This is a genomic window from Methylobacterium sp. J-088, from assembly GCF_022829295.1.
GTDB lineage: Bacteria > Pseudomonadota > Alphaproteobacteria > Rhizobiales > Beijerinckiaceae > Methylobacterium.
In genome coordinates this window covers 1-19,519 of sequence record NZ_JAKSYH010000116.1, presented here as the reverse complement: position 1 = coordinate 19,519, position 19,519 = coordinate 1, and the positions used below count along the sequence as shown (strand labels likewise).

Sequence of the window (19,519 nt, the reverse complement as noted above, 5' to 3'; positions counted from 1 at the left end):
CCTACGCGGACGGTCGGATCGACCGGACCGCGGCTTTGGGCGCCGGCGTCTCGCGGGCGAGCGGCCTGGCCTCGGGCTGGGACGCCGGGGGGTCGGGCTTTGCCGGCACCGCGCTGGGCCTGGGCCTGCCGGTGGAGTGCGTGCCGGAGGTGGGCTTCAGCGTCGACCGTCTGACCCGGGCGCGGGTGGCGGAGCGGGGTGGGCTGGCGAGCCAGAGCTTCGCCACCGCCGGCCTCGACGGCGCGCGCAGCCTCGTGGGCGGGCGTGTGACGAGCCTTGCGGTCGACGGCACGGCAGCGGACGGAGCGGCGGGCCTGCGGCTGGAGGGCCGGGCCTACTGGGCGCACGAGCTGGGCGACACCGTCGCCACTCTGCGCTCGAGCCTGTTCGGGGTGCCGTTCGCGACGCGCACGAGCCGGCTCGGCCGGGACGGGGCGGTCCTGGGGGTGAGCCTGACGGGTCCGGTGGCGGAGGGCGTGCAGCTGTCGCTGAGCTACACCGGCGACCTGCGCCCCGGCGCCACCGCCCAGGTGATCGCCGCCGGATTGCAGGCCCGCTGGTAACCTCGGCGGGTAGCATCGGCGATGCGGTCGCCCATGCGTGCGACCAAGCGGCTCTGGAGCCCGTTGAGGTTTCGTCCGCCGGTCGCCACAATCGCTCCGCATGGACCGCCCGCACCTTGACGGTCGCTTAACCATTCGCCCGTCCTACGCTGCCTAGGATGATCCGGCTCGAGGGAACGGATGGGCTTGCATTTTGGACGGCTGTGTCGTGCGGGCCCGGCCTTCGCTGTTCTCCTACCGTTGCTCGCGTCAGGGGCCTGTGCCGGCCGGCCGACCGGCGTGCTTTTGCCCGTCGCCGTGACTGGGTCGGTTCCTGGCACTTCACGTGTCGACATGCTGGTGGCAACGACTCGCAAGTCGGCCGCCGACCGGGGGGTGCTGTTCTCGGGTGAACGCGGCGATGCGGTCTCCTACACGGATCTTGCCGTCTCCATCCCGCCGAACACCACCCGGCAGCCCGGCACGGTGCAGTGGCCGAAGTCGCTGCCCGGCAACCCCGCGACCGATTTCGTCGCCTTGCGCGCCGATCCGGTCGACCGCTCGAAGGTCGCGGCCTGGACCGGCCGCGCCGTCCGGCGTGGGGCCAAGCGCCACGTGCTCGTGTTCGTCCACGGCTTCAACAACAAGTTCGAGGACGCAGTCTTCCGCTTCGCGCAGATTGTGCATGACTCGGGTGCCGAGGTCGCCCCGGTTCTGTTTACTTGGCCCTCCAAGGGGTCAGTGCTCGCCTACGGCTACGACCGGGAGAGCACCAACTTCTCGCGCAACGGCTTGGAGACTCTGCTGCGGGATTTGGCCAGGGATCCGAATGTTGGTGAGATCACTGTACTCGCCCACTCCATGGGCAACTGGCTGACCCTGGAAAGCCTCCGCCAGATGGCCATTCGCGACCGGCGCGTGGCCCCTAAAATCCGCAACGTCATCCTCGCCGCCCCCGATGTCGACATGGACCTCGCCCGCGAAGCGTTCCGCGACATGGGGCCGGACCGGCCGCGCCTGACGTTGATGGTGTCTGGCGATGATCAGGCTCTGGCGGTGTCGCGGTTGGTCTGGGGCGACAGCGTCAGGCTGGGCGCCATCGACCCGAACGTCGAGCCATACCGGTCCGAACTCGAACGCCAGAAGATCGGTGTGCTGAATCTGTCGACGGTGAAGGGCGATGACCCGCTGAACCACGGCAAGTACGCCTCCGGGGATGTCGTCGCCCTGCTGGGCAAGCGCCTCGCCGACGGACAGCCGATCTCGGATGGACAGGTCGGCATCGGTGACCGGTTGGTGAGCGCGGCTGCCGGAGCTGCCTCCACGGCCGCGACCGGGGCGGCGCTGGCAGTTGCGGCCCCGGTCGCCATTGTCGACCCGCAGACCCGCGAGACCTTCGGCGAGCACCTGTCTCACGTCGGCTCCGGCCTGCGGGACACAGTCGGTTCGGCGGTCGACCTAGCGGGCGCACCCGTGCGGGCCATGACCGGCAGCCGCTGAAGCGTCGGATCGATCGGTAACGAGAACGCCGGGCCTTCCGGCATCATGGGGAACGGAAAATGGCACGCACGGTTCGACTGGTCGTTGCGGCGGCGACGTTGGCATGGGCAGGCGCCGCGCACGCACAGGGGCTGGAGCGCGGCGCGCAAGAGGGGGCAAACCGGGGCGCCATGATCGCCGGTCCCTTGGGCGCCGTCGTCGGTGGTGCGGTCGGGGCAGCGGTGGGAACGGCTAACGGCATCCTCGGCATCGACCGACGCGAGCGCTTCCGCATCTACGCCACGGGCGAGCGTCGTCCGTCCTTCGCCTATTCCGGCCCCGTGAAGGTTGGGACCGTCCTCCCGGAGGATGGCGTCGTCTACTACGATGTTCCCCCAGAATTCGCCCTTCCGACGTACAACTACACCGTCGTGAACGACCACCCGGTTTTGGTGGACCCGCGCACCCGACGGGTCGTTGAAGTTATCGACTAGAGCGCTCTCCGCCGAAGTGGGCCCGGTTCGGCGTAAGAGGGCCGCGAGAACAAGGGCTTAGAGCCGTGCTCGATTGCAACGCGATCGGGCACGGCTCTAGGCGGGACCTGAACCGCGGTGGTGACCTGCGGGCGAAACCGGTTCATCACCGCGTGGAGCTCGTCCAAGGCCACTGGCTTGTGCAAACAATCCACGACCCCGCGCGCCGGCCTGCATCCGCGCATCGAGGACCGTCGCCATGAGGACGGGTGTTTTGCGCAGGGCTGCGTCGGCCTGGATGGCACGGAGGACCCGACGAGGTCCTGCTTGACCCGGAGGTCGACAAGCACGTCCGGGCACAGGACCGGCTTCGCGGTCCTGAGACAAAGGCCCGACAGGCTGCCGCCGAGTTGGGCTCTGCGGCAGCAGGATCTGGTAGCCCTTGTGCGCCTTCTGCCGGAGACGTCGCCCGCGATTGCGCGCGACGCGCGCTGGCGACGTTACTTCAGGCGGGTGGCAGCCCAGTCGATGTGATCGGCCATGAAGGTCGACATGAAGAAGTACGAGTGGTCGTAGCCCTCGCGCATGTTGAGGGTCAGCGCGATGCTGGCCTTCTTGCAGGCTTCCTCAAGCAGCCAGGGACGCAGGCCATCCTGAAGGAAGCTGTCGGCGGTGCCCTGATCCACCAGGAACTCGGGGAAACGCTTGCCGTCTTCGATCAGCGCGGTGGCGTCGTGGGCGCGCCAGGCGGCTGGGTCGGACCCGAGGTACTTCTCGAAGGCCGGTTTCGACCAGCCGGCCGTGGAGGGCTGGGCGATCGGCGCGAAGGCGGAGCAGGACTTGAAGCGCTCCGGGTAGGTCAGCGCGATGGTGAGCGCTCCGTGGCCGCCCATGGAATGGCCGAAGATGCCTTGACGGGCCATGTCGGCGGGGAAGTTCGCCGCGATGAGCGCCGGCAGCTCCTCCGTGACGTAGCTCCACATCTTGTAATTCTTCGCATAGGGCGCCTCGGTGGCGTCCAGATAAAAGCCGGCACCGGAGCCGAACTGCCAGTTGCCCTCCTCGTCCGGGATCCCCGGGCCGCGCGGGCTGGTATCCGGGGCCACGATGATCACGCCATGCTGAGCGGCGGCCGCCCGATACTCGCCTTTGTCCATGACGTTGGCGTGCGTGCAGGTGAGCCCCGACAGGTACCACAACACCGGGACCGGACCGTTCTCGGCCTGTGGCGGCACGAACACCGCGAAGGTCATCGGGCATCCCGTGGTCTGGGCATCGTGCTTGTAGACGCCCTGCGTGCCGCCATGGGCGCGGGCCTTCGAGATGGTTTCCATGAGCTTTGATCTCCTGCTCGGGAGGCGAAAGCCGCGCTCCGGGGCCGGATGGCGGGCTTGGGATTTCGAGACTACGGGGCGGCGCGCATAGCCGTCGGCTTGCCCGACAGGAACGAGGCACCGGTCACCGGGACCCCGCCCCTGAAGAGCGGGGAGCCCCGGATCGGATGGTCTCAGTAAACGACAACGGAACGGATCGACTTGCCTTCGTGCATGAGGTCGAAACCGTGGTTGATGTCTTCCAGGGGCATGGTGTGGGTGATGAGATCATCGATGTTGATCTTACCCTCCATGTACCAATCGACGATCTTCGGCACGTCCGTGCGCCCGCGGGCCCCACCGAAGGCAGATCCCCTCCAGACGCGGCCGGTGACGAGCTGGAACGGACGGGTCGAGATCTCACGGCCGGCTTCGGCCACGCCGATGACGATCGACTCACCCCAGCCGCGATGGCAGCACTCGAGCGCCTGGCGCATCACGTGGACGTTGCCGGTGCAATCGAAGGAGAAATCGGCGCCGCCGCCGGTCAGATCGACGATGGCCTGGACCACCTTGTCGGTGCCGACCTCATTCGGGTTGATGAAGTGGGTCATGCCGAACTTGCGGGCCATGGCCTGCTTATCCGGGTTGATGTCGACGCCGATGATCTTGTCGGCCCCGACCATCCGGGCGGCCTGGAGGACGTTGAGGCCGATGCCACCGAGACCGAACACCACCACGTTGGCGCCCGGCCAGACCTTGGCGGTGTAGATCACCGCGCCGATGCCGGTCGTCACGCCGCAACCGATGTAGCAGATCTTGTCGAAGGGCGCGTCTTCGCGGATCTTGGCGAGCGCAATGGCCGGCAGGACCGTGAAGTTCGAGAAGGTCGAGCAGCCCATGTAGTGGAACACGGTGCTCGCACCGCCAGGGCTGCCGCCGGTGGAAACGCAGGAGAAGCGGCTCGTGCCATCCGGCATCACACCCTGCCCCTGGGTCGCCCGGATCGCGGTGCACAGGTTGGTGCGCTGCGACAGACAGGACTTACAGTTGCGGCATTCCGGCGTGTACAGGGGGATCACATGGTCGCCGGGCTTCAGCGTGGTGACACCGGCGCCGACCTCACGGACAATACCTGCGCCTTCATGGCCGAGGATCGCCGGGAACTTACCCTCGGAATCGAGACCCGAGAGCGTGTAGGCATCCGTGTGGCAGATGCCGGTGGCCATCAACTCGACGAGAACTTCGCCGGCCTTGGGCCCCTCGATGTCGATGGTCTCGATCGTGAGTGGCTTCTTGGCCTCCCACGCGACTGCGGCGCGAGTCTTCATCAGGTCTTCCTATTATCTGGATGATGACGGACGGCGCCGAACTGCCGACTCTCCGGTGCACCTCGCCTAAGGGCAGGGCACCGGACGGTCCGAAAATCTGCCGCGTGTGTGCTGCTTCTGACGCCAAGATGCAATGTCCCGCCCCCGTGTTCAGTGCATGACCCCGGCGTTCGGCAGGATTGGGAAAGGGGGCGCATCCGCCCCGCTCGAGCCGCACGCCCATGCCGGAACATGGGTCGCGCAGTGCCTGTGACCCGTGCCGCTGGGGCCGGGCCAAATCACCGTTCACTCAGGCAAAGCAGTCGACCGTCCGGCAGCTTCGGCTCGGGGTCGGAAGCGGTGGTCACCCGTTGTGTCGCTGTCCGTGACGGCAAGGCTGATACGGAAGGGACAATCCGCTGGAGCAGTCGCCCCCGTGTGGCGCGCTTGTCTGGTTGTAGTGGTCAGGCGCTGCTAAAACCCTGCGCGCCTGCGACGTCAAAGAAAACGACACGGCCGGGGAGGTCGGATATGGCGACAACGAGCGTTCCCACCGAGTTGCCGGAGATCGAACGTCGCACAATGCGCGCGGTCGGCTGGCGCATCGTGCCGTTCCTCGTGCTCTGCTACTTCATCGCCTATGTTGATCGTGTGAATGCAGGCTTCGCCGCGCTCACGATGAACAAGGATCTCGGTCTTTCCCAAGCGATGTTCGGCATCGGCGGTGGCCTGTTCTTCGTCGCCTACGTGCTGTGCGAAGTGCCGAGTAATCTCGCGATGGAAAAGTTCGGCGCGCGGGTGTGGATCGCGCGGATCATGATCACCTGGGGCCTCGTCGGTGCGGCGATGGCCTTCGTGGTCGGCCCTTTCAGTTTCTATTTCGGCCGCTTCCTGTTGGGCGCAGCCGAAGCCGGGTTCTTCCCCGGGGTGATCCTCTACCTGACCTACTGGTTCCCGAAGGCATACCGGGCACGGATCGTTGCGCTGTTCATGGTCGCGATCCCGATCTCGTCCTTCCTGGGCTCGCCGCTGTCAGCCGGGCTGCTTCAACTCGACGGCGCCGCTGGCCTGCACGGCTGGCAGTGGCTGTTCATCGCGGAGGCAATCCCCGCGGTGCTGCTCGGGCTCGCCGCTCTTTTCGTGCTCCCAAGCCGGCCGGCAGAGGCGAAATGGCTGGCGCCTGAGCAGCGCGCTTGGCTCGAACGTCGGCTTGAGGCGGACAAGGTTGGCGCTGCACCGGTGGCGCACCACCTGCCGCTGCTGAAGGTCCTTTCGAACAAGTACGTCTGGGCGCTGGCGCTGATCTATTCGGGCTCGTCGGCCACCAGCAACGCGCTTTCCCTCTGGCAGCCGCAGATCCTCAAGTCCTTCGGGCTCTCGAACCTCGAGACCGGCCTCCTCAACATGATCCCCTTCGGCATCGCCTCGGTGTTTATGGTGTTCTGGGGGCTGCGCGCCGACAAGTCGGGCGAGCGGGTCTACAGCACGGCCCTGCCGCTGGCACTGACCTGCCTGTGCCTCGCCGCTACGAACCTCACCAGCTCGCTCACCCTGACGATGGTGCTCCTGAGCTTCACCCTGCTCGGCAATTACGCGATCAAGGGGCCGTTCTGGGCCATGGCCACCGAATGGCTCTCGGCCGGCACCGCGGCGGCGGGGATCGCGGCGATCAACACCCTCTCGCATCTCGGCACCGGTATCGCCTCCTGGCTGCTGGGCGTGATCAAGGACGCCACCGGCAGCTTCCCCATGGGGCTTCTGCCGCTCGTCGTCCTCACGGGCGCCGGCAGCATCATGACGATCATCCTCGGCCGCGGCAGCCGCGCTCAGGCGAGCGCACCCGCCCCCGCGCCAGCCGAGTAGTCGCCATGATCTCGCGACGGATGTTCCAAGGGGGCATCGCAGCCGCCGCGCTGAGGCCGCGTTTTGCGATGTCCGAGCCGATCACAGCGATCGACAGCCACGCGCACGTCTTCAAGCGCGGCCTCAAGCTCGCACCATCCGTTCGCTACGCCCCGGATTACGACGCGACGCCCGAGGACTACATCAAGCTTCTCGACGCCAACGGGATCTCGAGCGCAGTGCTGATCCAGCCGAGCTTCCTCGGCACCGACAACAGCTACATGCTGGATGCGCGAAAGACATATCCGTCGCGCTTCCAGTGCGTCGCGGTCGTCGATCCCGGCATCTCAGCCGATGAGCTTGAAGCCCTGGATGCCGCGGGTGTGGTTGGCGTGCGCCTCAACCTGATTGGCCAGCCTGACCCGCAACTCGCGAGCCCGGCCTGGCACAGGCATCTCGCGCATCTCGCAGCCCTTGACTGGCATGTTGAGATCCAGGCCGAGGGGCGGCGCTGGCCCGACCTGCTCTCGCCCCTCCTCGATGCGGGGGTGAACGTGGTAGCCGACCATTTCGGAAAGCCGGATCCCAAGGCGGGCGTGAATGATCCCGGCTTCCGCCGGATCCTGGAAGCCGGGCGCACAGGCCATCTCTACCTCAAGCTGTCGGGCCCCTACCGAAACGGGCCTGATGGCGACGCCATTGCCAGGACGGCGATCCCGCTGCTGCGCGCGCATCTCGGCCTCGATCATTTCGTCTGGGGTAGCGATTGGCCGAATACAGGGTTCGAGGGCAAAGAGCCCTACGCTGCAATGCTGGCCAATCTCGCGACGTGGCTGCCCGAACCTGCAGATCGTCAAGTCGTGCTTGTGGACACGCCGAGGAAGCTCTTTCGGTTCAACGCCGCATGAGCTCGTGGCGCTTGCCCCCGAAGTGGCAGGGGAAATTCTAAAGCGCACCTCGGTGAGGATGGTGCACACAGCTTTGTCGGCGGGCGGCCATAAGGTCACCCGCACCGGACGGGATCGATCCCTCAGGCAACCTTCGCCTCCTGAGGCTCCGCTCTGGTGAGCCCACGCTGGCGGGCGACGGTTTCCGCGCGCCCATTGCGCATCAAGCGTCGCCTGACGCCCTGCCATGTGATGGCCGGCACCGGCGCGACGGGATCGATAAGGGCGCTCAGGGCTCGCGTGTAATCCAGGACCAGACCGGGAGTCCACGTCATCGCGCCCGCGCCATTGCGCATGAGCGCGGCCGCCCAGAATTCCGGGCTCAGCACCGCGCGCGCCAGTCTGCTCCACGGCCGACCATCGCTGCAAAAGTTGCCCTCGACAGCAGCATCGAGGGCGTCAACGACGCACGTCGAACAGTTCCGGCCGACGAGGTTGTAGGTCGCATCCCGGCGATACCTACTCCAGAACGCGCGGAGGCGACCGCCGTCGACACCCTGAAGGGTGACCGTCACGGTCGCCTCGCACCAATCGGCTGCCTCTTCGCGGTAGCTCGGCAGGAAGCGGCCCGGCACGTCGTTCTCGGGACCGGCGCGCAGGATCGCCCGCAGTTTGTCGGGCGACCGCTCGATCTCCACGGAGGGGTAATGGCTCATATAAAGGGGGTCTTCCCAAACCAGGTCTGCGCAGGAGCCGGCCGCTCCCTTCGCACCCGCCAGTTCCAAGGCGGCGTGACCGGTGGAGAGGTGCCCCACCCCATCCACCGAGATGACGTAGCGGTGAACGAGCCGGCGTCGGGTGGGAATTGTCGCCGTCCCGGTGGGCGTCCAAACATAGATCTTGACGGTGTCGGACCCGCTCGCCTGCTTGGATGTATCGAAGAAATTGGGCGGGCGCCGTAGGCGTAGGCCGCGGACCATGACCTTGATCCCGGACAGCATCAGAAAGGCACCGATGCTGAAACCGACCGTGCCGGCATACCACGTCGGGTATGGCTGCAGGGTGAGGATTCCCAAGAGGATGCCGAAGCCCCCATGCACCACCGACCCGTGCCAGCCGGGAAAGCGCAGGACGTGAGATAGGACGACCCGCGTCAGGCCGTCGAACAGGAAGGCGGTACCGAACAGCATCGCAAGGAGGAACGTGCTCGAGGCCGAAGCGAGCATCGTCAGGACGGCCACGACGAGGAGTATCGCAGCCTTGAGCAAGCGCAGCCGTCGTGCAGCCCCGGTGGCAATCAGGCCGCGTACTCCCGAGCTCGCCGCCTCGAACACGAGGAGGAGGCCGAACCAGCGATCCGGAATGTGCGTGGCGCCGTCGAGGGCATCGATCACGAGGGCGCCGCCGAGTCCCGTCCAGATTAGGCCCACGCCGGCAACGATCCCCCACCGGTTGTGGACCGCCTCGCGTCCCACCAGAAGCAGCCACAAAGGGAGGGCTCCAGGGCTCGTCGGAGCGCTGGACTTTGCGGACGGCATTGCTTCGACAGGATTGCCCCCGCGTCTGGCTTCGGCGAGCCCAAGGTGCCTCCGCCCTTTTGGGCTGATGGACTCTGGGGAAAGCGCGCCATCGCCGGGTCGATCGGGCGACGCCTCCCCCGTTCCGACATTGATGTGGTGGCTCGGCGTTGAAGACAACGTCACGCGAAAAACCCCCGGGCGCGTCATTGCTAGCTAAGCGAAGAGACGGGCTAAAGAGAAGACGATTGAAAAAGTCGACTACCTAGATCCCGTCTCGGATACTTTTCCCCCGGTGGGAGCTTCGTTCAAAACAACTTTGCCGCAACGCGACCTTGACCGTTCAAGGGGACTGATGCGTGCCCGATCAGTCGACCAAAAGAGCGCTGAAATGCCCCTTCGAGCTCTGACGAGCCTGCGGGTGATCCTACTTGAGATGGTAGGCAACGCCCGCGATCAGAGCCTTCTCCTCAGTGTTGAGTGTCTTCCGCGGATCGCCGCCGAACTTGTTGTGCCAATACTGAAAGCCCACGAACACCTCGACCCGATTGGGCGTGTTCTCCAGCAGCTGCCCGACATCCAGCACCAGGTTAGTCTGCGAGGCGAATTCCGTCCGCGTGTCGAACTGGTTGACGTTGCCGTAGCGACCCTTGGGTAGGATGATGGTGTTGAAGCCGGCCAGCGCCAGGGGCAAGCCGGTGAAGGCCAGTGGGATGGTGTAGGTCAGCTCAAATTCCGGCGTCATCTTGTACTCGACACTGCGGAAGTGTGAGTAATCGAAGCCGGGAATCGCCGCCGGTATGTCCCCGGCTTTCGGCGCAATCCCGGCGAACCCATTACGGGAGAATTCCTTGTAGCCCTGGACCTTCAGGTTCACGAACCCGGCCGGCACGTCAAACGCAAAGCTGACTCCGAAGGTGCCGGCGCGCTTCTCGGAATCGAATTTTGTGTCCTTTGTGTTGATGTCGGCTCCGAATGATAGGCCGATATCTTTCACGAGACCTGGAATGGCGAAGATGTTGGTGTCAAAGATCTTGTTCGGGCTCAGGACGCCCCGGTAGATCAAGTAGACCTCGGTCGCGCCGTAACCCTTGTCCCTGATCACCTTGTCGCTCGCCGGGTCTTGATGGCCGGATCGGAGAATATCGAGGGAAATCAGGTTGGTGCCGTAGGCCCAGGAATTGGCGTGGAACAGGTTGACCACATTCTTGGGCACCTCAACAGGCTCCCCGCGGCTGCCCGGGCGTTCCCGGAAGACGCCGGGCTCCGCGGACGGTCCCTGGAAGCGGTAGCTGACCACGGTGTCGGAGAACGAAAAGAACGACGGAGGCGGGGCGGCCATCACGGTCGCGGCGGCGACAGGAACCCCGGCCTCCTGCCGATTCGGCCCGGTCGAGGCCCATTGAGTCGTGCTGAGCGTCTGGTCGAGGGCTTGGGCGGCGCTCGTCTGAATGTTCGTGCTTGCCGCCGTCTCGGATCGGGCCGCGCCGATGCCGGCCATCAGCGACGCCGCGATCAGCAGGCCCGCCCGGGGCATCCCGACGGTCATGGATCCTCGCTCAGCCCGGCCGGCGGGTCGGGCCGGGGCGATCCGTGCGACCTGGTTCGTCACAGCACTTTCCAGAAGACCAGGATCATCACCGCATAGGCCGCGGCCAGCAGGCCGGCGCCCTTCAGGTCCACGGCCGCCTGCTTGTCCCCGGCGGGTGCCAGCCACCAGCCGAGCTGCTTAGCGGCGAACGGCACGAGCCGCGCGGTGATCAGGACGCTGACGACGTTGCCGATGAACAGGGCAAGGGGGAAATCCAGCTTCAGGGTTCCCGCCAGAAACGGCGTGCCGATCAGCAGGCCCCAAAGGAACACCGTCGGGTACAGCGTCAGGAGGACGATCATGTTCATCTTCCAGGCCGGGGGCGCCGGAGCACCCTCCGGCGTCGCGTTCCGGAACCATTGCTCGAAGCCGCTCTGCACCATCCGGGTGTGGAATTCCGCCGTCAGCGGCGCCGCCTGCTCGACCAGGGCCTGGCGCTCCGGGGAGTTCAACCAGGATTGCAGATTGGCATCACTGTCGAACCGCAGGATCGCGACGAAATCCTCCTGCACCCCCGGCACGGCCGGCTCGAGCCGGTAGCCCTGCAGGCCGGGCGCCTTCGACTGGGCAGCCGCGACCTTCCGCTCCCAGCGGAGATATTCGGCCTCCATCCCAGGCTTCACGCGGGTGCTGATCACCGCCGAGACCGGGGCGGTACGGGCCGCGCTGGCATCGTCGGTGACGATGTGGACATCGTCACGGCCGACCAGCATCGGGGCGGCGCCCTCGATGCGGGATTGCCGCTCCGGCGAGCCCAGCCAGTGCCGGGCATGGTCCAGGCTGTCGAAGCGCTGCAGGATCACCCAATCGACCTGCAGCGGCGGGTGCGGCGGCATCAGCCGCTGCTCGATGAAGCCCGGAAACGTCGCCACCACCGCGCTGGTGTCGCCCTGCCACCGGGCGAAGGCGTCGGCGCTCTCCGGCCGGACGGTCGTCTGGGTGACGATGCTGACGCTCGCCGCTGACGTGCTCATGCGCTGGCGAGCTTTTCGAACAGGCGGTCGGGGGTGAACGGAAGATGGGCGAACCGCACCCCGGTGGCGTCGGCCAGCGCGTTCGAGACGGCCGGGGCAACCGGGTTGATGCCGCACTCGCCCTGTGATTTGGCCCCGAGCGGCCCGATCGTGTCGACCGTGTCGGCGAAGAAGATGTCGGTGTGGGGCGTGTCCGCGAAGGTCGGGATCCGGCAGTTGCGCAGCTGCGGGTTGACCATGCGGCCGTCGCCGTCATGCACCATGGTCTCGACCAGGGCCCAGCCGTAGCCCATGCCGACCGCGCCATCGAGCTGGCCGCGGCACTGCATCGGGTTGATCGGCTTGCCGATATCGGCGGCGTGGACGCTGTGGAGCACCCGGATCTCGCCGGTGACCCGGTGTACCGCCAGGCGGACACCCTGCACGTTGAACGCGATGGTCCGCGGCGACAGATAAGACTTCCGGCTGACCATGAACCGGTGGTCGACCTTGGTGCCCTCGGCGTGGAGCTCGGCCAGCGTCAGGCGCCGGTTGCCGCAGACCACGCCGCCATCGGTGTCGAGCCGGCATTGCTCCACCGGCACCCCGGTGTGTCGGCTGGCGAAGTCGAGGATGTCCTCCGCCATGGCCTCTGCTGTCAGGTGGACCGCCTTGCCGCCGACCACGGTGCCGGTGCTGGCGAAGGTGCCGGTGTCGTAGGGGGTGCGGTCGGTGTCGGCGTTGATGATCGCGACATCGTCGGCGCGCGCGCCCAGGATTGCGGCCGCGATCTGCTTGTGCGCCGTGGTGATGCCGTTGCCCATCTCGGTCGAGCCGCAGGCGAGATGGTAGGTCCCGTCCGGGAGCAGGTGCATCTTGGCGCCCGAGCGATGTTCGGTCGGCGGTCCGCATTCCAGCATGGCGAGCGCCACGCCGGTGCCCTCGGCCCAGTCCGCGCCCTCGGGCCTGGCGACGCCGTTGCCCTTCTCCAGCTCGCGCTCGACGATGTCGAGGCACTCCCTGACGCCGTAGCTGCCGAAGCTGGCGTCGCTCGGCTCCTTCCAGATCGACTCGATGTTGTCGCCGGGCTGCACGACGTTCAACCGCCGCATCGCGAACGGATCGATGCCGAGCTGGCGGGCCAGGGCGTCGATCGCGCACTCGATCGCGAAGGTGGTCTGCGAGGCGCCGTAGCCGCGGAAGCCTCCGCCCGGCACCATGTTGGTGTAGACGGCGTGGCCGATGCCCTTCTTGTTGAGGCAGCGATACACCGCGATCGGGCTCGCCATCGCGGCCCCCAGGGTCTCGCCGCCGTGGCCGCCATAGGCCCCGGTGTTGGAGACCACTTCCACGTCGATCGCCGTCAGCGTGCCGTCCCGGCGGGCGCCGATCTTGACCCGCGTGGTCATTGGGTGGCGCGTCGTGGCGCCGATGAACTCCTCCTCCCGGGTCCATTCCCACTTCACCGGGCGCCCGAGCTTCATCGTGGCGAACAGGACGAGGTCTTCCGAGACCATCTCCTGCTTGCCGCCGAAGCCGCCGCCGACCCGCTCGGTGAACACGTGGATATCCCGGTGCGGGATCCCCATCAGGTAGGCGAGCTTCTGGCGCACCGCGAACGGCGCCTGCGAGCTGGTGCGGACGTGCCAGCGCCCGTCCTCGCCCTGCCAGGCGATCGAGCCGTGGGTCTCAAGGTGCGTGTGCTGGACCCGGGTGGTCGAGTAGGTCTCCTCGTGGATCACGTCGGCCTCGGCGAAGCCCGCGGCCACGTCACCGATCTCCCCCTGGAGCGTGCAGAAGATGTTGCTGTCCCCGGTGACCTGCTCCTTGTGGTGCAGCAGCGGCGCGCCGGGCCGCATGGCGGCGACCGGATCGAACACCGCCGGCAGGATCTCGTAATCGACCCGCAGGGCCCGGCATCCCGCCTCGGCCGCCGCCTCGGTCTCTGCGACCACGGCCGCGACCCGCTGGCCGGCGAAGCGCGCGACCGAATCGAGCAGCAGGATGTCGTCGGGATCGACCAGGTGGTCCTCGTGCAGGGCCGAACTGAACCGGCGCTTCGGCACGTCCTGCCAAGTGTAGACCGCGACCACCCCGGGCAAAGCCCGGGCGGCGGCATCGTCGATCGCCACGATGCGGGCATGGGCGTGGGGCGAGCGCAGCACCTTCAGGTGCAGCAGGCCCTCGACCGCGACATCCATGGTGTAGCGGGCGGTACCGGTGAGGATGGAATCCGTGAACGGGTTGGGCAGGCTGGCGCCGAGCGCCCGGCCGGGCAGGTCCGCCTCGATGTTGCAGCGGCCATGCAGCGCGTCATCGATCGAGCGGTAGCCGGTGCAGCGGCACAGGTTGCCCTTCAGAGCGTGCGGCAAGTCGGCCTTCTGCGCATCGGTCAGCGTCACCGCAGTCATGATCATGCCGGCGGTGCAGAAGCCGCATTGGAACGCCTGAGCGTCCCGGAACGCCTGCTGCATGGGATGCAGGTCGTTACCGCAGCCCGACAGGCCCTCGAGGGTGGTGACCGTGCGGCCCTCGGCCCGGAACGCCGGGACCAAGCAAGAATGGAACGGCTTTCCATCGATATGGACGGTGCAGGCGCCGCAATCGCCGGCGTCGCAGCCCTTCTTGACGCCGAACACATCGAGGTCGCGCAAGAAGGTCCGCAGGCACTGGCCGGGGGCGGGCTCGGCGGCGTAACCGCGGCCGTTGATCGAATACTGGGTCACGCGAGCTCCGTCCGGATCTGTTCAGCGAGGTATTGCGTGACGTGACGCTTGTACGGGGCCGAGCCGTGGACGTCGGCGAAGTAAGCGTCCGGCGGCAGGCGCGCGTCGAGGGCGGCGCGCAGCGCGTCGGCAGAGGGACAGGCGGGGAAGCGCAGCTGCACCGGCTTGGGCGTCGCCGCCGTCACCGTCAGCAGGAAATCAGTACCATCCTGACCGACCGTGCCGATGATCAGCGCGGCCGAGCGCCCGAACTTGGTCAGTGAGACCTGCCGCATGGCGGTGCGCTTCGTCAGCGCGGCGGCGGGCAGGTGGATGCTGCGCAGCAACTCTCCCGGCTGCAGCACGTTCGCGTGGTTGCCGGTGACGAACTCGGCCACCGGAACCGTGCGCGGCACGCCACCCCGTGGCCACAGCGTGCAGACGCCCTCCAGGGCCGCGGTCAGCGAAATCATCGCGCCCGCCGGCAGCGACATGCAAACATTGCCGCCGATCGTGGCGGCGTTCCAGATCTTGAACGACATCAGGAACGAGTCGATGCACTGCCGGAACAGCGGCACAGCGTGCCACTCAGCAAGGCCCGCGAAAGCGTGCAGCTCGACGACCCGGCAGGTGGCCGCGATCTCAAGCCCGGCCTCGGTCACCGTCAGCGGCGCCCAGCCCAGCCGGTCCAGGTCGATCAGCGTATCGACCGCCACCTGCGGCTCGGAGAACAGCCAAGTGCCGCCTGCGAGCCACGAGCACCCGTCATGCCAGCCTTGGACTTCGTCTAGGGACGTCGGCCGCTTGACGTTCACAATTGTTGAAAGGTTCATCGGTGCCCTTCAAAGCTCATCGGCTCAAGATCTATGCGCATCATGACAACATCATGATGCGCTACGAGTAAATAAATTGTTTACGTGCTGCGCCAATTTTGTTTTCATCAAAATTAATGAGATGATATAGCTGTTATATAGCTTACAGACATGAAAATGACTGTGAACGACTCGGAAGTGAAAGAACGGCCCTCAGACGGATCAAGCCGTCCGCGCGTTTACATCGCGGCGGAGGTACCGATCGTGGCGTTCGCCGGATCCGCGGTACGCAGGGTCCGTCGACTTTTCAGCTTCTGTCCGATGTCATCGCGGAATAAACACGCCATGGATGCGCACGTCAATGCAATACATGGGAGTCCATAGAAATGATATGTAACTACTGTAATCATTGCTAGAATTATTATTTTTACTTAGTGCGTTTCAGTAAATCTCCCGATCGTTCACGCGTATAGTGATGCCACAAAGATACGCCCGCAGCCGTATCGGATCGCAGCTCGCGGCCGTGGGATGGAGAGACAAGAAAAATCCTCGCTTTTGGCATTTGTCGGCATCAGGGCATCCGCGAAGTTGCGCTCCGTCCCGTTCCTCGGGGCTGGCTTGGGATGGGGGGAGAATCGAGGATCCTAAGTCATCGCGCCAGAGTGCTGTTCAAGCGCGATGGAACAGCTGGCGCGGTGATGGGCTGCCCTGTGAAGGAGAGCGCCGACATCTTCAACACTGTCCATCGCGCTGCGTCGGCGCTTGGCCCATACCGTCGCGGGATCGGTTGCCAGTGCCGGCTAGGGGGTACGGCCGCGCCGGCAATTCTTCAAGGTCCCATAGCCGCGTTCGTTGAAATCCTGACGACGCGTGTCTCTGCCTAATGTAAGGCGGCCTGCCCCCGTGTTGGTTTCGCTCCGATCAAGAACTCGCAGCTCGCAAGGCACGTGGAGACAGACCGAAACGCTCGCGAAATCCGCGATTGAAGGTCGGGATGTCGGTAAAGCCGCACGCATACGCGATGGTGGCAATCTTGAGCTGGCTGTCCCGCGGCGCTTCAAGCCTCCGCTTCGCGAGATCGAGCCTGGCGTCGCGTATAGCCGTCGCTATCCCGCCAGACTCGGCGAAGGCCCGATAGAGACTGGATCGTGATACGCCGAGCGCCACGCGAATATCGCCCGGGCTGAGTTCCGGATCGTGAAGCCGACGCGTTATATGGGCGCGGGTCAGGGCCTCAATGGCCGCCGGCGAGACGTCCGCGCCAGCTTCGGTCGTGCGGTCGCCAACGAGGTAACCCAGAAGGTGCAGCACGCCATCGATCGCGGTCGAGGCCTCCGACTCGGACATCCAGGCAATCGATCCGGCGACTGAACGTAGACGAGCGCCGACTTCAGCGCTCCGTGCCTGCGCCCTGATGCTGCGGCCGGCGAGCGCATTGATCCTGCCAACCCTGGCCTCGAAGATCTCCAGCGGCACGGCAAGCCGGATCTCCTCGTAGTGGCTCTGCGTGCCGGCCATGATCGGCTGGGTCCGCGTCAAGAAGCTGATATCGCCAGCTTCGAGTTGCGCTCCGCGACCACATTGCTCCTGATATCCGATGCCGTCGATGGCGAGGCCGATGACGACCATACCGCGGCCGTTGCGATCGACATGGCGAGAACGGACATCAATGCTGACCGGGCTGCTGACCGTGTGGGTCAGCAGCCCTCCCGCCGCGGTCACGGTGAGGCGCTTCGCCGAAAATCGCTCGCGCGGGTCAGGTCGCGCGACATCGCCGAACGGCGCCAGGGCTGTGCATCGCCAGAAGTCGAAGGCTCGTTTGGGCTCCATGTGATGCGTCGTCTCGATGAGGCTCGGAACGACTGCGACGCTGGACACGTATCGGGCTCCCCCGTACCCGGCGAAGCTCAGCGGGGCACTTAAGCGCGCTTATGATTCGAAATCCTCGGAACTGACAACGCCGCACGCTCGATAAGAAACACATTGTGAGCGGTCACCGGCGGTGAATATCGCCGCTCTACAACCGATGCGGCGAGCGAATCCTGACAACCTTTCGCGCGTCCCAGTCAGCGAACGCACCGCCTGCTCGCATGACCGGACGCGTGATCTCCTCGTTGCTGCGACGCAGGCGAGACCGCTAGGCCTCGGAATTGTTTCGCGGCGCATACCTCAACGGGGGCCGGCAGGTTTACGAGTGAGCTGACCGTCGCTGCGCTGCGAGCGGTCCAGCGCCGGCAGGGGACGGGCGACAACAACGTCTCCGTTGCGGAAGGCCTCCTCGACGTTGCGGCGGCCCGCACGCCCTTGGGCACCCCCGGGCTGGGTAATGGCTGAGTCGCCCGACGGTGCAAGGACCGTCTGGGCCTGAGCAGAGGCCGCGCTCATGATCAGCAGAGCTGCGGCCGCGCCAACGCGCGTGTTCATCTGAAGGGTCTCCAAATTCGGTGGGGCGGGATCTGCAGCTGACCTGACGTCCAGGCTCCCGTTTCCGATCTTCGATTGGCGATCTGGATCCAGATTGTGGTGCACTTTCGCCGTGTGACCAGAGGGCCGTGGGTCATTGACGAACTCAGGGTAGAGTGATTTTGACCGTGGAAGCTGGCGTCCGCCAAATTCGACGCACGGACGCCGACGCCGCGACGTCTCATCGTCCGCTCTCGGGTTCGGAGCGACCGAGGAAACGGCGGCGTCATAGCCGACGACTGCGCCGTCCTGCCGTTGGCGCTCGGATGATCCACCATATTCATCCTGCCGCTGCCGGAATCCGAAGGCCCGCCGCGGGCGGTGACGCCTCGACGAGTCCGTCCGCAGCCCAGGATCTGACGATTGCGATCGCACTGGTGTCAGTCTTTGCTGAAGACATCCTCGGCGCGAACCTGCCCAGGCGGAGCGACCCGCCCGCTGACCCGGATTGACGCCGGGGGCCCCATGTCCATATCCCGTAAACCGAGACCACCTCGAGCCCCGCCGACCCGCGTGCAGGGCGTCGTCGTCCATTGCATAACGACGCGGATCAATCGTGCCAGGGCATCATCGGAGCGTCATGAACCATTTGCAGGAAAATCGCCAAACCAGCGACCCACGCGATGGCGACGTACTGGGCGGTAGCTACATCCACGACACAGGAACCTTCCGCCCTGCGCACTGGTAGGGCGCAGTCGAACCTTGATGCTCTACGTTAGAACCAGAAACCCCAGATTGTCATTCATTTCCCCAATCGCAGCCTGACGATTGAACCGAAATATCACGCATGCCGCTTCATGCGGTCGGCCGACTTCAGCGGAAAAGTCATGCTCGGTTCGGCGATCGAGTGACCGGCCTGCCCGGCCACCTCACGAACGAAGCTCCCCGCGCGCCGATGATCGAGGACTTCGCGGCTGACGGTGCCGAGGATGCGTCATCGGATCTGCAGGATGCACGCCATTGCGGGTTGCCGATGGCTCCACGCCACTGGGTCTCCCAACGACAACTCGGATCAATAGGCGTTGGACCGGCTGGGCAGAATGTGCAGCGCTGTCGCGATCAGGATCTTGAGATCCAGGGTGAAGCTACGGTTCTCGACGTACCAGAGGTCGAGCTCAATCCGACGCTGCATATCGGCGATCTCAGGCGTCGGGCCGCGCGAACCGGTGATCTGAGCTTAACCCGTGATGCCCGGCCGCACGGCAAACCGCCGCTGGTAGGTTGCGATGAGCGCGCCATAGTGGCTGTCGTGAGCGAGCGCGTGCGGGCGTGGGCCCACGAGACTCATCTCGCCGCGCAGCACGTTAAGTAGCTGCGGCAGTTCGTCGAGACTGGTCTTACGCAGAATGGCGCCCAGTCCGGTCAATCGCGCATCGCCGCGCTGGGCCTGCTGCACGACAGTGTCGTCCTCGTCCACAGGCATGGTGCGGAACTTGTAGATCAGGAACGTGCGCCCGTTCAAACCAGTACGGGTCTAGCGAAACAGCGCCGCGTGTGTAGGGCGGTGACAAAACCATCCACTGGAGCGTCGGCGGGGTGCTGATGCGGCCGGGGTAAAAGCCGGCCAGTGGAGAGGCTTCTCTTTCGGGAGGGGCCCAGGATGTTTGCCGTGGAAGTCTACGCGGCCGTTCG

Annotated in this window: 14 protein-coding genes and 1 pseudogene; 5 read left to right on the top strand and 10 right to left on the bottom strand. The window is 65.8% G+C overall.

Going from position 1 to position 19,519, the window contains the following annotated elements; translation table 11 throughout:
• From MKK63_RS12750 to MKK63_RS12740, 3 genes are all read left to right on the top strand, one after another.
• The coding region (locus MKK63_RS12750; protein WP_244002211.1) for an autotransporter outer membrane beta-barrel domain-containing protein at positions 1-563 on the top strand (563 nt) is incomplete at its 5' end.
• Between the two features lie 333 nt (positions 564-896).
• The gene (locus tag MKK63_RS12745; RefSeq protein ID WP_244002209.1) at positions 897-2,042 is read left to right on the top strand and encodes an alpha/beta hydrolase; all 1,146 of its coding nucleotides are present in this window, start codon (positions 897-899) and stop codon (positions 2,040-2,042) included.
• A 59-nt stretch (positions 2,043-2,101) separates the two neighbouring features.
• Complete coding sequence (locus MKK63_RS12740; RefSeq protein WP_244002207.1) at positions 2,102-2,515, top strand: DUF1236 domain-containing protein; 414 nt, start codon at positions 2,102-2,104, stop codon at positions 2,513-2,515.
• Positions 2,516-2,994: 479 nt separating this feature from the next.
• Here MKK63_RS12740 and fghA read toward each other — a convergent pair whose 3' ends face one another.
• The gene (gene fghA / locus MKK63_RS12735) at positions 2,995-3,828 is read right to left on the bottom strand and encodes an S-formylglutathione hydrolase (RefSeq protein ID WP_244002205.1); all 834 of its coding nucleotides are present in this window, start codon (positions 3,826-3,828) and stop codon (positions 2,995-2,997) included.
• Positions 3,829-4,001: 173 nt separating this feature from the next.
• Positions 4,002-5,138: an S-(hydroxymethyl)glutathione dehydrogenase/class III alcohol dehydrogenase gene (locus MKK63_RS12730; RefSeq protein WP_244002202.1), complete on the bottom strand. Its 1,137-nt coding sequence runs from the start codon at positions 5,136-5,138 to the stop codon at positions 4,002-4,004.
• 510 nt (positions 5,139-5,648) lie between these two features.
• On the opposite strand from MKK63_RS12730, the gene MKK63_RS12725 reads away from it, so the two are divergent.
• Positions 5,649-6,980: an MFS transporter gene (locus MKK63_RS12725; RefSeq protein ID WP_244002200.1), complete on the top strand. Its 1,332-nt coding sequence runs from the start codon at positions 5,649-5,651 to the stop codon at positions 6,978-6,980.
• A 68-nt stretch (positions 6,981-7,048) separates the two neighbouring features.
• Positions 7,049-7,867, top strand: coding sequence for an amidohydrolase family protein (locus MKK63_RS12720; RefSeq protein WP_244002198.1), 819 nt, complete (start codon positions 7,049-7,051; stop codon positions 7,865-7,867).
• Between the two features lie 122 nt (positions 7,868-7,989).
• On the opposite strand, the gene MKK63_RS12715 is transcribed toward MKK63_RS12720, so the two are convergent.
• The 8 genes and pseudogenes from MKK63_RS12715 to MKK63_RS12680 all read right to left on the bottom strand — a co-directional run bounded on the left by MKK63_RS12715 (position 7,990) and on the right by MKK63_RS12680 (position 19,349).
• The gene (locus MKK63_RS12715; RefSeq protein WP_244002196.1) at positions 7,990-9,240 is read right to left on the bottom strand and encodes an HdeD family acid-resistance protein; all 1,251 of its coding nucleotides are present in this window, start codon (positions 9,238-9,240) and stop codon (positions 7,990-7,992) included.
• 550 nt (positions 9,241-9,790) lie between these two features.
• A complete protein-coding gene (locus tag MKK63_RS12710) occupies positions 9,791-10,864 on the bottom strand; it encodes a hypothetical protein (protein WP_244002193.1) in 1,074 nt (357 codons plus the stop codon).
• A 107-nt stretch (positions 10,865-10,971) separates the two neighbouring features.
• Positions 10,972-11,928, bottom strand: coding sequence for an antibiotic biosynthesis monooxygenase (locus MKK63_RS12705; RefSeq protein WP_244002191.1), 957 nt, complete (start codon positions 11,926-11,928; stop codon positions 10,972-10,974).
• Positions 11,925-14,633 (bottom strand): molybdopterin-dependent oxidoreductase, encoded by a 2,709-nt coding sequence (locus MKK63_RS12700; RefSeq protein ID WP_244002189.1) that lies wholly within the window; start codon positions 14,631-14,633, stop codon positions 11,925-11,927. The genes MKK63_RS12705 and MKK63_RS12700 overlap by 4 nt, the downstream gene beginning before the upstream one ends.
• Complete coding sequence (locus MKK63_RS12695) at positions 14,630-15,445, bottom strand: FAD binding domain-containing protein (RefSeq protein WP_244002187.1); 816 nt, start codon at positions 15,443-15,445, stop codon at positions 14,630-14,632. The genes MKK63_RS12700 and MKK63_RS12695 overlap by 4 nt, the downstream gene beginning before the upstream one ends.
• A gap of 900 nt (positions 15,446-16,345) precedes the next feature.
• Complete coding sequence (locus MKK63_RS12690; protein WP_244002185.1) at positions 16,346-17,302, bottom strand: helix-turn-helix domain-containing protein; 957 nt, start codon at positions 17,300-17,302, stop codon at positions 16,346-16,348.
• A 291-nt stretch (positions 17,303-17,593) separates the two neighbouring features.
• Positions 17,594-17,848, bottom strand: coding sequence for a hypothetical protein (locus MKK63_RS12685; RefSeq protein WP_244002183.1), 255 nt, complete (start codon positions 17,846-17,848; stop codon positions 17,594-17,596).
• A 1,051-nt stretch (positions 17,849-18,899) separates the two neighbouring features.
• A pseudogene (locus tag MKK63_RS12680) lies at positions 18,900-19,349 on the bottom strand (sugar transferase).
• Positions 19,350-19,519 lie beyond the last annotated feature (170 nt).